The 14,112-nt window shown below is 73.5% G+C and carries 12 protein-coding genes; 6 read left to right on the top strand and 6 right to left on the bottom strand.

What is annotated here, in order from left to right; all coding sequences use genetic code 11:
- Positions 1-179 precede the first annotated feature (179 nt).
- Positions 180-1,238: a trans-sulfuration enzyme family protein gene (locus C1I92_RS31175; protein WP_111258526.1), complete on the top strand. Its 1,059-nt coding sequence runs from the start codon at positions 180-182 to the stop codon at positions 1,236-1,238.
- Here C1I92_RS31175 and cydC read toward each other — a convergent pair.
- The 4 genes from cydC to C1I92_RS31195 are packed head-to-tail and all read right to left on the bottom strand — an operon-like array spanning position 1,222 to position 6,863.
- A complete protein-coding gene (gene cydC, locus C1I92_RS31180) occupies positions 1,222-2,958 on the bottom strand; it encodes a thiol reductant ABC exporter subunit CydC (RefSeq protein ID WP_111258527.1) in 1,737 nt (578 codons plus the stop codon). The genes C1I92_RS31175 and cydC overlap by 17 nt on opposite strands.
- Positions 2,958-4,637 (bottom strand): thiol reductant ABC exporter subunit CydD, encoded by a 1,680-nt coding sequence (cydD, locus tag C1I92_RS31185; protein ID WP_438940546.1) that lies wholly within the window; start codon positions 4,635-4,637, stop codon positions 2,958-2,960. Before cydD ends, cydC begins: the two co-directional genes overlap by 1 nt.
- Positions 4,634-5,587: a cytochrome d ubiquinol oxidase subunit II gene (locus C1I92_RS31190; RefSeq protein WP_111258529.1), complete on the bottom strand. Its 954-nt coding sequence runs from the start codon at positions 5,585-5,587 to the stop codon at positions 4,634-4,636. Before C1I92_RS31190 ends, cydD begins: the two co-directional genes overlap by 4 nt.
- 1 nt (position 5,588) lies before the next feature.
- Positions 5,589-6,863 (bottom strand): cytochrome ubiquinol oxidase subunit I, encoded by a 1,275-nt coding sequence (locus C1I92_RS31195; RefSeq protein WP_111258530.1) that lies wholly within the window; start codon positions 6,861-6,863, stop codon positions 5,589-5,591.
- Between the two features lie 72 nt (positions 6,864-6,935).
- Here C1I92_RS31195 and C1I92_RS31200 point away from each other — a divergent pair, with 72 nt between their 5' ends.
- A complete protein-coding gene (locus C1I92_RS31200; RefSeq protein WP_111258531.1) occupies positions 6,936-7,256 on the top strand; it encodes a PadR family transcriptional regulator in 321 nt (106 codons plus the stop codon).
- Here the strand turns inward: C1I92_RS31200 and C1I92_RS31205 are convergent.
- Positions 7,188-7,895 (bottom strand): permease prefix domain 1-containing protein, encoded by a 708-nt coding sequence (locus C1I92_RS31205; RefSeq protein WP_111258532.1) that lies wholly within the window; start codon positions 7,893-7,895, stop codon positions 7,188-7,190. The two genes, C1I92_RS31200 and C1I92_RS31205, sit on opposite strands and share 69 nt — an antisense overlap.
- A 165-nt stretch (positions 7,896-8,060) precedes the next feature.
- On the opposite strand from C1I92_RS31205, the gene C1I92_RS31210 reads away from it, so the two are divergent.
- From C1I92_RS31210 to C1I92_RS31225, 4 genes are read left to right on the top strand one after another with little or no spacing between them, the layout of a single operon-like run.
- Positions 8,061-11,819, top strand: coding sequence for a multifunctional oxoglutarate decarboxylase/oxoglutarate dehydrogenase thiamine pyrophosphate-binding subunit/dihydrolipoyllysine-residue succinyltransferase subunit (locus C1I92_RS31210; RefSeq protein WP_111258533.1), 3,759 nt, complete (start codon positions 8,061-8,063; stop codon positions 11,817-11,819).
- Positions 11,819-12,001 (top strand): DUF6104 family protein, encoded by a 183-nt coding sequence (locus tag C1I92_RS31215; protein WP_111258534.1) that lies wholly within the window; start codon positions 11,819-11,821, stop codon positions 11,999-12,001. The genes C1I92_RS31210 and C1I92_RS31215 overlap by 1 nt, the downstream gene beginning before the upstream one ends.
- The gene (locus tag C1I92_RS31220) at positions 12,002-12,637 is read left to right on the top strand and encodes a GDSL-type esterase/lipase family protein (protein WP_111258535.1); all 636 of its coding nucleotides are present in this window, start codon (positions 12,002-12,004) and stop codon (positions 12,635-12,637) included.
- Positions 12,634-13,365 carry an AAA family ATPase gene (locus tag C1I92_RS31225; RefSeq protein WP_233507492.1) on the top strand — a complete coding sequence of 244 codons (732 nt, stop codon included), beginning with the start codon at positions 12,634-12,636 and terminating at the stop codon, positions 13,363-13,365. The genes C1I92_RS31220 and C1I92_RS31225 overlap by 4 nt, the downstream gene beginning before the upstream one ends.
- Before the next feature lie 255 nt (positions 13,366-13,620).
- Here the strand turns inward: C1I92_RS31225 and C1I92_RS31230 are convergent.
- Positions 13,621-14,112, bottom strand: a 492-nt coding sequence (locus C1I92_RS31230) for a zinc-binding dehydrogenase (RefSeq protein ID WP_146605356.1), incomplete at its 5' end; no start/stop codon positions are given.

Genomic DNA, 14,112 nt, shown 5'->3' on the forward strand with positions numbered 1-14,112 from the left:
GGCTTTCCGTGGTACGGCAACGCGTACGTGGTCGCGCTGGAGCCCGCGACCAGCTGGCCCGACGCGGGTGTGTCCGGCGTCCGGTCGACGACGGGGACGCAGATCACCATCGGGCCGGGCGAGGAGCGCACGGCGACGGTGACGCTGACGCTCTCGGCGACGTGACCGATACTGACGCCATGCCAGAGTCCCCCGCCACCCGCGTCGTCACCGCCGGCCGCCCGGCCCGCACCGCCGACGCGGCGCTGTCCGAGCCGGTCACGTTCGCCTCGACCTACCACGCCGGCGGCGACGTCGGGTACGGCCGCTACGGCAACCCGACGTGGACGGCGCTGGAGACCGTGCTCGGCGACCTGGAGGGTGGCCGCGCGCTGACGTTCGGGTCCGGCCTGGCGGCGTCCAGCGCCGTGTTCTCGCTGCTGCCCGAGGGCGCGGTCGTCGTCGCGCCCGACTGTGCGTACCTGGGGGTGCTGGACCAGCTGCGGGAGCGGGCGGCGCAGGGCCGGCTGACGCTGCGGCAGCTTCCGGTCACCGACACCGACGGGATCGCCGCGGCGGCGAAGGGCGCGGCGATGGTCTGGCTGGAGACGCCGACGAACCCGAACCTCGACGTCGCCGACGTCGCGGCGGTGGCGAGGGCGGCCCGCGCGGCCGGCGCGCTCACCGTCGTCGACAACACGTTCGCGACGCCGCTGCGGCAGCGGCCGCTGGAACAGGGCGCCGACATCGTCGTGCACAGCGTCACCAAGCTGCTGTCCGGCCACTCCGACGTCGTGCTCGGCGCGGTCGTCACGGCCGACGACGACGCGAACGGCCGGCTGGACGCCCACCGCCGGCTGCACGGCGCGATCCCAGGCCCGATGGAGGCCTACCTGGCGCTGCGTGGCCTGCGGACGCTGGCGGTGCGGCTGGAGAAGGCCGAGGCGACCGCGACGGAGCTGGCGTCACGGCTGCGCGCGCACCGCGCGGTCGACGTCGTCCGCTACCCCGGCTTCGGCACCATGTGCTCGATCGAGGTCACCGGCGGCGCGGCCGGCGCGGACGCCGTGGTCGACGCCGTCGAGCTGTGGGTGCACTCGACCAGCCTCGGCGGCGTCGAGTCGTCGCTGGAGCGGCGCCGGCGCTGGCCCACGGAGAGCCCGACGGTCGACGAGTCGCTGATCCGGCTCTCGGTCGGCATCGAGGACGTCGACGACCTCTGGGCCGACCTCTCCCGCGCCCTTACGACGGCGAGCTGACCGGCCGCGACGCCCACCACAGGTCCTGGTAGGGGCCGTCGGCGGCGACGAGGTCGGCGTGCGTGCCGCGCTGCACGACCCGCCCGGCCTCCATCACCACGATCTCGTCGACGGCGTCCAGCCCGGCCAGCCGGTGGGTGACGACGACCGTCGTGCGGCCGCGGGTGGACGCGAGCAGGTCGGTCATCAGCTCGTCGGCGGTGCGCGGGTCCAGTCCCTCCGTCGGCTCGTCGAGCAGCACGATCGGCGGGTCGGCCAGCAGCGCGCGGGCCAGCGCCAGCCGCTGCCGCTGCCCGCCGGACACCTGCCCGCCGGACTCGCCGACCAGCGTGTCCAGCCCGGCCGGCAGCGACTCGACCCAGTCCCGCAGCCGCGCCGTCTCCAGCGCCGCCAGCAGCTCGTCGTCGGTGGCGTCCGGCCGGGCCAGCCGCAGGTTCTCGCGGATCGACGTGTGGAACAGGTGCGCGTCCTGGGTGACGCCGGTGACGACGGCGCGCACGTCGTCGCCGTCGTACTCCTGGACCGGACGGCCACCCAGCAGCACCGTCCCGGCCGACGGCTCGATGAAGCGCATCAGGCAGGCCAGCAGCGTGCTCTTGCCCGAGCCGCTGGCCCCGACGACGGCGACCCGGCGGCCCGGCGTCAGCGTGAGGTCAACACCGTCGACGGCGTCCACCGTCGCGCCGGGATAGCGGACCGACAGGCCGCGCGCCTCGACGGTGACCGGCGCCGACGGGGCCGGCAGCGCGGCCGCGCCCGGCTCGGCCACCGGCGCCGGCGTGTCCAGCACCGCCAGCACCCGGCGCAGCGACGCCCGCGACTCCAGCAGCCGCTGCACCGCCGGCACCAGCGGCAGCACGGGCTCGAACGAGATCAGCGCGACCAGCGCGACGACCGGCACCATGACGCCGGCCAGACCGCCGGACGACCGCGCGTCCAGCGCCAGCACCGTCACCGCGACCGTCGTCACGCCCTGGATCAGCATCGCCGCGGCGCCGCCGAGCGCCGTCGTCAGGGCCGTGCGCCGTTCCAGCCGGGCCAGTCGCGCGCTCGCCCGCTCGGCGGAGTCCAGGGCGGTCGCCGTCGCGCCGAAAACCGCGAGGTCGGCGCTGCCCTGCAGCAGGTCGGTGTGGTGCGCGGCCAGCTCGGCCCGGGCCGGCGCCAGCCGCCGGGCGGTGCGGCGCGCCGTCGCCACCATGAGCAGCGGCACGACCAGCCCGGCCAGCGCGAGTCCGGCGGCCAGCGCGACGGCCGCGGACGGCAGCAGGACGGCGCAGACGCCGACCGCGACTCCGGCGACGACGATCGCGGTGCTGACCGGCACCAGCACCCGCACGACCACGTCCTGCACGGCCTCGACGTCGTTGACCATGCGGCTGAGCAGGTCGGCGCTGCGGTACGCGGGCAGCCCCGACGGCGCCAGTGGCACCAGCGAGTCGTACACCTTGCCACGCAGCGTCGCCAGCGCGCGGAGGGCGGCGTCGTGGCTGGCCAGTCGCTCGGCGTAGCGGAAGACACCGCGGCCGGTCGCGAACGCCCGCACTCCGACGATGGCCAGCGACAGCGCGGCCAGCGGCGGCTGCTCGGCGGCGCGGGCCAGCAGCCAGGCGGCGGTGCCCATGAGCGCCAGCGCGGCCAGCTCGGTGGCGACGGACGCGGACACCGCGAGCAGCAGCCGGGCGAGGTGAGGGCGGAGCAGTCCGGCGATCCGGCGCAGCATCAGCGCACCCCCGCGGACAGCGCCGGGCCGGCGATCCGGCCGTGCTCGAGCGTCACGACCCGGCCGGCGTCGAGCACCATCGCCGGGCGGTGCGCGACCACCAGCACGGTCCGGCCGGCCATCAGCCGCGCGGTCGCCTCGACGACGACCGCCTCGCTGCCGGCGTCGAGGCCGGCGGTCGGCTCGTCCAGCAGCAACAGGGGCGCGTCGCGGAGGAACGCGCGGGCCAGCGCGATCCGCTGCCGCTGTCCCGCCGACAGCCCGGCGCCGCGCTCCCCCAGCGGCGTCTCGTACCCCTGCGGCAGCCGGCGGACGAACTCGTCGGCGTGTGCCAGCGTCGCGGCCCGGACGACCTCGTCGTCGGTCGCGTCGGGCCGGCCCAGCCGGATGTTCTCGGCGACGGTGCGGGCGAACAGGTGCGGCCGCTGCGGGACCCAGGCCAGCTGCCGCCGCCACGCCTCGAGATCGGAAGTGGCCAGGTCGACGCCGCCGGCGAGGACCCGCCCGGACGTCGGCGGCACCAGCCCGAGCAGCACGTTCACCAGCGTGCTCTTGCCCGCGCCGCTGGGCCCGACCAGCGCGACCCGCTCCCCCGGCGCGAGCGCCAAGGACACACCGTCCAGCGCCGCCTCGTCCCGGCCGGGATAGCGGACCGTGACGTCCTCGAACCGCACGCCCGCGGCGGCGTCGGGCGCGGCCGAGCCTCCGACCGGGCGCGGCCCGCCCGAGGCGTCGACGACCGCGAAGCAGCGCTCCGCGACCGCCAGCCCTTCGGTGCTGGCGTGGAACTGCGACCCGAGCACCCGCAGCGGCAGATATGCCTCCGGCGCGAGCAGCAGCACCAGCAGCGCCGCCTCCAGGCCGAGGCCGCCGTTCAGCGTCCGCAGCCCGATCGGCACCGCGACCAGCGCGACCGACAAGGTCGCGACCAGCTCCAGCACGAGCGAGGAGAGGAACGCGATGCGCAGCGTGCCCATGGTGGCCGAGCGGTGCTCGTCGGCGATCCGGCGGACCTGCTCGGCCTGCGCCTTGGCCCGGCCGAACGCCCGCAGTGTCGGCAGCCCGGCGACGACGTCGAGGAAGTGCCCGCCCAGCCGCTCCAGCGCCCGCCACTGCCGCTCGGTGGCCCGCTTCGTCGACATGCCGACCAGCGCGCCGAAGATCGGGATCAGCGGCAACGTCACGAGGATGATCAGGGCCGACGCGAGGTCGGCGACGGCGATCCGCACCAGCACCGCGACCGGGATCACCGCGGCGAGGAACAGCTGCGGGAAGTAGCCGGTGAACCACGGGTCCAGCGCGTCCAGGCCGCGGCCGAGCGTCGTCGTCAGCCCGCCGGTGTGCTGGCCGGACAGCCAGCCCGGCCCCAGCTCCTGGGTGCGCCGCAGCACCTGCCGCCGAAGCGCCGCCTTGACCGACGCCGCGGACCGCTGGGCCAGCGCCTGCTGGGCCCACGACAGCCCGGCCCGGACGGCGAACACGCCGGCCAGCAGCCCGAGCAGCCCGGCGGCCGACGAAACCGACGGGCCGGACAGCACGCCGTCGGCGAGCAGCCGCGCCAGCAGCTCGGCCTGCACCAGGATCGCCGCCGCTGCCGCCACCGCCAGCACCGTGAAGACGACGGTGACGACGCGGAACGCGGGCAGTCCGGCCAGCAGCCGGCGGGCGAGCCGATTCAGAAGAACACCGCCGATCCGACGCCGACGCGATGCCGGAACGTCCACCACGTCCACGCCTGCACGGCCAGCAGCACCGGGACCAGCGGGAGCACGAGCACCGTCAGCAGGTCCAGCGTCGCCGGCGTAGCCAGCCCGTCCAGCAGGCGCGGCGCCGACGCGGCGCCGGCGGCCAGCACCGGCGCGGCCGCGGCGGCCGCGGTGCACACGTAGGCCCAGCCGTCCCGCCCGCGCGCCATCAGCCGCATGGCCAGCAGAGCCGCCAGAGCGCCGACGGCGAGCACCGCGGCGCCGAACCACGGCCGGTCGGCGTCGGACGCGAACACCGGCGTCGCCACCGCAAGCGCGCCCAGCAGCACGGCGGCACAGCGCCCCGCCACGCGCACCGTCCCGGCAGCGCCCGCACGGTACTCAGGCGGCAGCCGCAGCGCGGCGAACACCGCGCCGTGCAGCGCGAACGCGGCGACCACGACGGCCCCCCACAACAGTGAATACGGCCCGACCAGTGTCTCAACACCCGCTCGCCCGTCCGTCGGCACCCCCTGGGCGACGACGGCCAGCAGCAGGCCCCAGGCGAACGGCATGACCGTGCTTGCCACGACCACAACCCGCTCCCACCCGCCCCGCCACCGCGACGAAGGGCGCCGGCTGCGGAACCAGATCCCGATGTCGCGCAGGATCCACGCGACCACCAGCCCGACGACCACCGGGTAGGCGGCCGTCAGCAGGTCCTTCTCCAGTCCGGGGAAGGCGCCGAGCAGGATTCCGGCCGCCGCGACCAGCCACACCTCGCCGCCGAGCAGGAACGGTCCCAGCGCCGTCAGCAGCAGCCGGCGCGACGCGTCGTCGCGGCCGAGCCGCCGCAGCGACCCGCCCAGCCCGAGCACGGCGCCGTCCAGCACGGACCAGCCGGCCAGCAGCACTCCCAGCAACCCCAGCCACAGCACGTCCACCTCAGGACCTCCCCACGAGGACCGGCTCGCGGTCGGCGCCGCCGGACCCGTCGGACCCCAGCAGCAGGTCGTGCGGGCCGCGCCGGGCCAGCCGGGCGATCAGCCACCAGTCGAGCACCGCCAGCGTCGCGAACAGCGCGCCGAAGACCAGCAGGCTGGTCAGCACCGTCGCGGCCGAGTGCGACGAGACCGCGTCGGCCGTCGTCAGCTCGCCGTACACGACCCACGGCTGCCGGCCCACCTCGCGCAGCAGCCAGCCGCAGGCGACCACCACGAACGGCCACGGCAGCGTCCACACGTGGAAGCGGTGCCAGAACCGGCGCAGCCAGGCCGGCCGCGCACGGTCGAACGCGTTCTTGATCAGGAAGAGCAGCAGCCCGAGGAAGAGCAGCATGTACAGCGTCCCGCTGATCTCCATCAGCGGCCAGGCGAAGGAGATCCAGGTCGGCGGCGTCCAGTCGCCGGGTCCGTGCAGCGCCTCCATCTCGGCCTGGAACTGCGCCCGCTCGGCGGCCGACCCGCCCAGCGCCAGCTCCTTGCCCTCGGTGAGATGGCCGAACTGCGCGAACCCGTTGCCGACGGCGAAGACGGCGGCCACCGCGCCCACGACGACCGCGACCCGCAGCGAGCGGCGGAAGAAGTCGACGTCAGGTGTGCCGCGCAGGAAGTGCCACGAGCAGATGCCGACCATGACGACGCTCCCGGTCAGCAGGCAGACCGGGACGATGTGCAACAGCGCCCCGACGGCCTGCGGATTGGTCAGCAGCGCGCCGAGGTCGTCGATGCGGGCGACTCCGTTCTCGACGACGTGGCCGACCGGGTCCTGCAGGAACCCGTTGGCGACCATCACCCAGTACGCCGACAGGTACGCCGTCAGCACGACCAGCCAGATCAGCGTCGTGTGCACCCAGCGGTTCAGCCGGCCCCAGCCGAAGATCCACAGGCCGAGGAAGGTCGACTCGAGGAAGAACGCGACCAGCGTCTCGGTGGCCAGCGGCGCGCCGAACACGTCGCCGGCGAACGTCATGAGACCGCTCCAGTGCAGGCCGAACTGGAACTCCATCGCCAGCCCGACGACGATGCCCATCGCGTAGTTGACGACGTAGAGCTGGCCCCAGTAGCGGGTCAGCCGCTCGTGCACCTCCGCGCCGGAGATGGCCCAGCGGGTCTGGAAGAACGCCACGACCGGCGCCAGGCCCAGCGTGAGCACCACGAACAGGAAGTGGAAGATCGCCGTCGACGCGAACTGCAGCCGCGACAGGTCCAGCACGTCCATCCTCGCCCGCCTCCTCTCTTAACCGGCTGTCTACATGTAGCGAGGCTACATGATGATGCGTAGACTACCGACATGAAGGCCGACGCCCTGCGCGGGAACCTCGACGCGATGATCCTCGCCGTCGTCCGCGACCGGCCGCTGCACGGCTACGGCGTCTCCGAGGCGCTGCACGCGCGCAGCGAGGGCGCCGTCGACCTGCCCACCGGCACGCTCTACCCGGCGCTGCGACGGCTGGAGCGGCTGGGCTACCTGCGCAGCGCCTGGGACACCGTCGGCGGCCGCAAGCGGCGCACGTACGAGATCACCCGGTCCGGCCGGGCCCACCTAGCCGCGCAGCAGCAGGCCTGGAGCGAGATCAGCTCCGTCATGAACGCCATCATCGGACCGGCGTGAGGTCAGCCGCAGGCAGCTGACGGCCAGCCAGGCGATCCACAGCGTCGAGCCGACCGAGAGCAGCGACATCGCCGCGAGCCACGGCCCGTTCCACTCGGCCACGCTGGCCGGCGCGTAGGCGCTCAGGACGACCCCGCTGGCGACGTGCAGGACGACGTCGACCAGCGTCACGACGGCGACGACGCGCACCACCCGGCGGGTCGGCAGCAACCGGGCGCCGCGGCCCAGCGCCAGCACGGCGAGCGCCGCCAGTCCCATGAACGCGAAGCTGGAGAGGTCGACGGCGCGCGACAGCACGCCGTACCACGGCGCCGGCTCCGGCCAGCCCTGCGCGGCCGCCGCAGTCGTCCAGGTGTAGGTCGACAGCGCGAACTGCACCGATCCGAGGACGGCGATCAGCCCGGCCAGGTAGCGCGCGGCCACCGCGGCCAGCTCCGCGCGGACGGCGGCGGCGACCGCCTCGAGCGGCCCGAACTCCTCGACGGCGAGCCGCTCGGCCTCGGCGTCGTCGACGCCGGCCGACCGGTGTGCGTCGGCGGCGTCGCGCAGCCCGTCGCGCAGCTCGCGCAGCATGCCGCGCCGGGGCAGCCGCGGACCGCGGACCTCGCGGCGCAACTGGGCCACGTACTGGTCGATCACGGCGCCTCCAGGGACGGTTCGCGGCCAGCGTAACGGCCGTCGAGGCCGGGGCAGAAGGCCCAGACTGGCATCTCCGGGACCGCTCCGGGATGCCCCGGAGCCGCGGCGGCCGGAGAGCAGGATCTCGACTTGAGGCACCGAGTGATCTAGGCCACGATTGCGCCGATGCGCGGAGTCGGCCACCGCGACTACCCTGTACCAGAGCAGCCGCGAAGATTCGAACGGAAGAAGGCGAACGCGACAGTGGCCCGCACCGGCCCGGAATCGGGATTCGGACCGAACGAGTGGCTCGTCGAGGAGTTCTACGAGAGCTGGCTCGAAGACCCGTCAAGCGTCGACCCCCAGTGGGCGGAGTTCTTCGCCGAGCGCAAGGCCGCCGGCGCCGCATCGACCGCCACTGCCACGTCCACCACGAGGAACTCCGTGACTTCCACGTCCGCCGCTGCTCCGGCGCAGCCCGCACCGTCGCAGGCCGCACCGGCGCAGCAGAAGAGCAGCACCGCCGCGCCGCAGCGGCCGACCCCGGCGCAGCCCGCGAAGCCCGCGCCGCAGCCGGCCCAGGACAGCGCCGCAGACCAGCCCGAGATCGCTCCGCTGCGCGGCGCGCCGGCGCGCACGGCCACCAACATGGAGGCCAGCCTCGAGGTCCCGACGGCGACCAGCGTGCGCGCCGTCCCGGCCAAGCTGCTCGTCGACAACCGCATCGTCATCAACAACCACCTCGCCCGGTCCCGCGGCGGCAAGGTGTCCTTCACCCACATCATCGGGTACGCGCTGGTCAAGGCGCTGCACCAGATGCCGGACATGAACTACGCGTACGCCGACAACGACGGCAAGCCCGCGCTGGCCAAGCCCGCGCACGTCAACCTCGGCCTCGCGATCGACATGAAGAAGCCCGACGGCACCCGGCAGCTGCTGGTGCCGTCGATCAAGGGCGCCGAGCACCTCAACTTCGCCGAGTTCTGGGCCGCCTACGAGGACGTCGTCCGGCGCGCCCGCGACAACAAGCTGACGGTCGCCGACTTCCAGGGCACGACCATCACGCTGACCAACCCCGGCACCATCGGTACGGTCCACTCCGTACCGCGGCTGATGAAGGGCCAGGGCACCATCATCGGCGTCGGCGCCATGGAGTACCCGGCCGAGTACCAGGGCGCGGCGCCGGAGACCCTGGCGCGGCTGGGCGTCTCCAAGACGATGACGCTGACCAGCACCTACGACCACCGCATCATCCAGGGTGCGCAGAGCGGCGACTTCCTCCGGATCGTGCACGGGCTGCTGCTGGGCCAGGACGGCTTCTACGACGAGATCTTCCGCGCGCTGCGCATCCCGTACGAGCCGATCCGCTGGGCCACCGACGTCCCGCACAGCCACGAGGACGAGGTCAGCAAGCAGGCCCGGGTGCTGGAGCTGATCCACGCCTACCGGGTCCGCGGCCACCTGATGGCCGACACCGACCCGCTGGAGTACAAGCAGCGCACCCACCCCGACCTCGACGTCAGCACCCACGGCCTCACGCTGTGGGACCTCGACCGCGAGTTCGCCACCGGCTCGTTCGGCGGCAACAAGCGGTTCATGCTGCTGCGCGACATCCTCGGCGTGCTGCGCAACGCCTACTGCCGCACCGTCGGCATCGAGTACATGCACATCCAGGAGCCCGACCAGCGGCGCTGGATCCAGGAGCGGGTGGAGAAGCCGGTCGACCTCACCCCGCGCGAGGACCAGCTGCGCATCCTGCTCAAGCTGAACCAGGCCGAGGCGTTCGAGACCTTCCTGCAGACGAAGTACGTCGGGCAGAAGCGGTTCTCGCTCGAGGGCGGCGAGTCACTGATCCCGGTGCTCGACGAGGTGGTCGAGGCCGCCGCCGAGGCCGGGCTGCAGGAGGCCTGCATCGGCATGGCGCACCGCGGCCGGCTCAACGTGCTGGCCAACATCGTCGGCAAGAGCTACGCGCAGATCTTCGGCGAGTTCCAGGGAAACATCGACCCGCGCACAGTCCAGGGCTCCGGCGACGTCAAGTACCACCTGGGCGCCGACGGTGAGTTCACCGCGCTCGACGGCTCGAAGATCAAGGTGTCGCTGACGGCGAACCCGAGCCACCTCGAGGCCGTCAACCCGGTGCTCGAGGGCATCGCCCGGGCCAAGCAGGACATCCTCGACCGCGGCGAGGAGTTCCCGGTGCTGCCGATCCTGGTGCACGGCGACGCCGCGTTCGCCGGCCAGGGCGTGGTGGCCGAGACCCTGAACCTCTCCCAGCTGCGCGGCTACCGCACCGGCGGCACCGTGCACGTCGTCGTCAACAACCAGGTCGGCTACACCACGTCGCCCGACCAGTCCCGGTCGTCGATGTACTCCACCGACGTCGCGCGCATGGTGCAGGCGCCGATCTTCCACGTCAACGGCGACGACCCGGAGGCGTGTACCCGGGTGGCCCGGCTGGCCTTCGAGTTCCGGCAGGCGTTCAAGAAGGACGTCGTCATCGACATGGTCTGCTACCGCCGGCGCGGCCACAACGAGGGCGACGACCCCAGCTACACCCAGCCGCTCATGTACGACCTCATCGAGGCCAAGCGGCCGGTGCGCAAGCTCTACACCGAGGCGCTGATCGGCCGCGGCGACATCACCATCGAAGAGGCCGAGCAGGTCCTGCTCGACTACCAGAAGCAGCTGGAGCGGGTGTTCGCCGAGACCCGCCAGACGGCGCCGACCAGCGTCACGACGGTGCCCAGCTACCCGGACAAGCCGGCGCCCGAGGGCGAGGTCGTCACCGCCACCACTCCCGAGGTGCTCAAGCGGATCGCCGACGCCTACCTCACCGTGCCCGAGGGCTTCACCGTCCACCCGAAGGTGCTGCCGCAGGTGCAGCGGCGCGCGCAGGCGCTGACCGAGGGCGGCATCGACTGGGCCACGGCCGAGATCACCGCGTTCGGGGCGCTGCTGCTCGACGGCCGCCCGGTACGGCTGGCCGGCCAGGACTCCCGCCGCGGCACCTTCGTCCAGCGGTTCGCGTCGATCGTCGACCGCAGGACCGGCGAGTCGTACCTCCCGCTGCAGCACCTCGACGACACCCAGGCGAAGTTCTACGCCTACGACTCCCTGCTGTCGGAGTTCGCGGCCATGGGCTTCGAGTACGGCTACTCCGTCGCCAGGCCCGATGCGCTGGTGCTCTGGGAGGCGCAGTTCGGCGACTTCGCCAACGGCGCGCAGACCATCATCGACGAGTTCATCACCGCCGGTGAGGCCAAGTGGGGCCAGTACTCCGGCGTCGTACTGCTGCTGCCGCACGGCTACGAGGGCCAGGGCGCGGACCACTCGTCGGCGCGGATGGAGCGATTCCTGCTCATGGGCGCCGAGGACGCGTTCCGCGTCGCCCAGCCGTCCACCCCGGCCTCGCACTTCCACCTGCTGCGCTCGCAGGCGCTCGGCGCCAGCCACCAGCCGCTGGTGATCTTCACGCCGAAGTCCATGCTGCGCAACAAGCGCGCGGTGTCGGCGCCGGACGACTTCACCGGCACCACGACGTTCCGGCCGGTGCTGCCCGACCCGGAGCCGCTGGACGCGGCGAAGGTCGACCGCGCGCTGCTGTGCAGCGGCAAGATCACCTGGGAGCTGCTGGCCGAGCGGGGCAAGCGCTCGGACGACCACACCGCGATCGTCCCGGTCGAGCAGCTGTACCCGCTGCCGGCGCAGGAGATCGCGACGGCGTTGGCCTCCTACCCGAACCTGCGCGAGATCCGCTGGGTCCAGGACGAGCCCGAGAACATGGGCCCGTGGCCGTTCATGGCGCTGTACCTGGCGCCGCGGCTGCCCGACGGCATTGCGTTGACGCCGGTCACCCGGCCGGCCAGCACGTCGCCGGCGGTGGGCAACCACCAGGTCCACATCGAGCAGCAGAAGGCGCTGCACGACGCCGCGTTCGCCTGATGTACTTCACCGACCGCGGCCTCGAGGAGCTGGCCCAGCGCCGGGGTGACGAGCAGGTCACCCTGGGCTGGCTGGCCGGGCGGCTGCGCGACTTCGTCGACGAGAACCCCGAGTTCGAGACGCCGGTCGAGCGGCTGGCCACCTGGCTGGCCCGGGCCGACGACGAGGACGAGGACGGCTGAGTGGCCGACACCCGCGACGTCCGGGTCTGCGTCTTCGGCGACTCCTTCGTCGCCGGCGTCGGTGACCCGAAGGCGCTCGGCTGGGTCGGCCGGGTGGCCGCCCGCACGCCGGCGTCCACTGGCGTCGCGCTGACGGCGTATCCGCTGGGTGTGCGCGGCGAGGGCACCGAAGAGGTCGTCGTGCGGATGCCGATGGAGTGCGCACCCCGCTTCGCCCGCGGCGACGAGCACCGGGTCGTGCTCGCCGGCGGCATCGGCGACGCGGCCCGCGGCGTGCCGGTGGCCCGTTCGGCGGCGGCGCTGGAGTTCGGGCTGTCCTCCCTGAGCGTCCCCGCCCTGGTCGTCGGCCCGCCCCCGGTGGGCGACGAGACGATGCTGGAGCGGATCGGCGAGCTCGACGCCGCCTGGGCCGGCACGTGCGAACGCCGCGACGTCCCGTACATCTCGACGTTCGGCCCGCTGACGGCGAAGGCCGCCTGGCAGACCGCCCGCGCCGACGACGACCTGCACCCGGACCAGACCGGCTACGGACTGCTCGCCTACCTCGTCCTCAACGGCGGCTGGTACTCCTGGCTGGGCGTCGAACCGCCGCGCACGCCGGTGAAGGACCGCCGGGCGCCCCGCGCCTCGTCGTGAACCTGCTCGACCGGCGGCCGGTGCGGCGGGTGGAGTTCGACCCGCCCGACGACTTCTCCCCCGACCTCGGCCGCTGGCCGTGGACGCTGCCGCCGGTGCGCCAGCTGGTGTCCGGCGGGCTCGACCTCGCGCCGCTCACCGTCCTCGTCGGCGAGAACGGCAGTGGCAAGTCCACCCTGGTCGAGGGTGTCGCGCTGGCCTACGGCTTCTCGCCGGAGGGCGGCTCCACCGGCGCCCGGCACTCCACCCGCGCCAGCGAGTCGGAGCTGTCGAGCGCGCTGCGGCTGACCCGCGGGCCGGGCGCGCCGAAGGACGGGTTCTTCCTACGTGCCGAGACCATGCACGGGTTCTTCAGCTACCTCGAGGCCAACCCGAGCTGGCACAGCCGCGACCCGGTCTTCCACGAGCTGAGCCACGGCGAGTCCTTCCTCGCCGTGCTGCGGCACCGATTCCAGCGGCCGGGCTTCTACTGCCTGGACGAGCCGGAGTCGGCGCTCTCCTTCAGTAGCTGCCTCGCGCTCGTCGGTGCGCTGACGGAGATCGTTGCGGCGGGCGGCCAGGTGCTGGTGGCGACGCACTCGCCGCTGGTCGCCGCCCTCCCCGGCGCCACGATCCTCGAGGCCGGCGAGTGGGGCCTGCGCGAGGTCGCCTGGGCCGACCTCGAACTCGTCCGCCACTGGCGCGCCTTCCTCGACGCGCCCGGCCGCTACCTCCGCCACGTCACCTGATCGGCCGAGCCGCCCTTGGCACGCCGGGGCGCTCCACAATCGCGGCATTTCGGGCGCGTCAGGTGACCCACAGCGTGCCAAGGGCAACGCTGGAGCGTGCCAAGCGCCACGCGCCGGGTGATCCCCGCGCGCCGAGCACGGCGTGATCCCCCGCCGCGTACGGCCGGCCCGACCGCGCGACGTGTCAACGTCAGCCCATGATCATCAACCTTTTGCGCTGCTCAGGCGACACAAAAGGTTGATGATCATGGGAGTTCAGGGGGTGAAGACGACCTTGCCGACGACGTCGCCGCGCTCCATCAGGGCGAACCCATCGCGGGCTTCGGACAAGGGCAGCACGGTGTGGATGGGCGGACGCAGGCCGGTCCGGTCCAGGAAGGCGACCAGCCGCGTCAGCTCGTCGCGGCTGCCCATGGTCGAGCCGAGGACCCGCAGCTGCAGGAAGAACACCCGGTTCAGCTCCGTCTCGGCGGTGTACCCCGACGTCGCGCCGGACACGACCAGCACGCCGCCGGGCCGCAGCGACCGCAGCGAGTGCGTCCACGTCGCCGCTCCCACCGTCTCCATGACGGCGTCGACCCGATCGGGCAGCCGCTCGCCGCTGCCGAACACCCGCTCCGCGCCCAGCTCCAGCGCACGCGAGGCCTTCTCCGGCGACCGCGACGTCACCCACATGCGGGCGCCGGCGGCCGCGCCGAGCGCCACCAGCGCCGTCGCCACCCCACCCCCCGCCCCCTGCACCAGAAC

Source organism: Jiangella anatolica, assembly GCF_003236295.1.
In the GTDB taxonomy this organism is placed as follows: Bacteria; Actinomycetota; Actinomycetes; order Jiangellales; family Jiangellaceae; genus Jiangella; species Jiangella anatolica.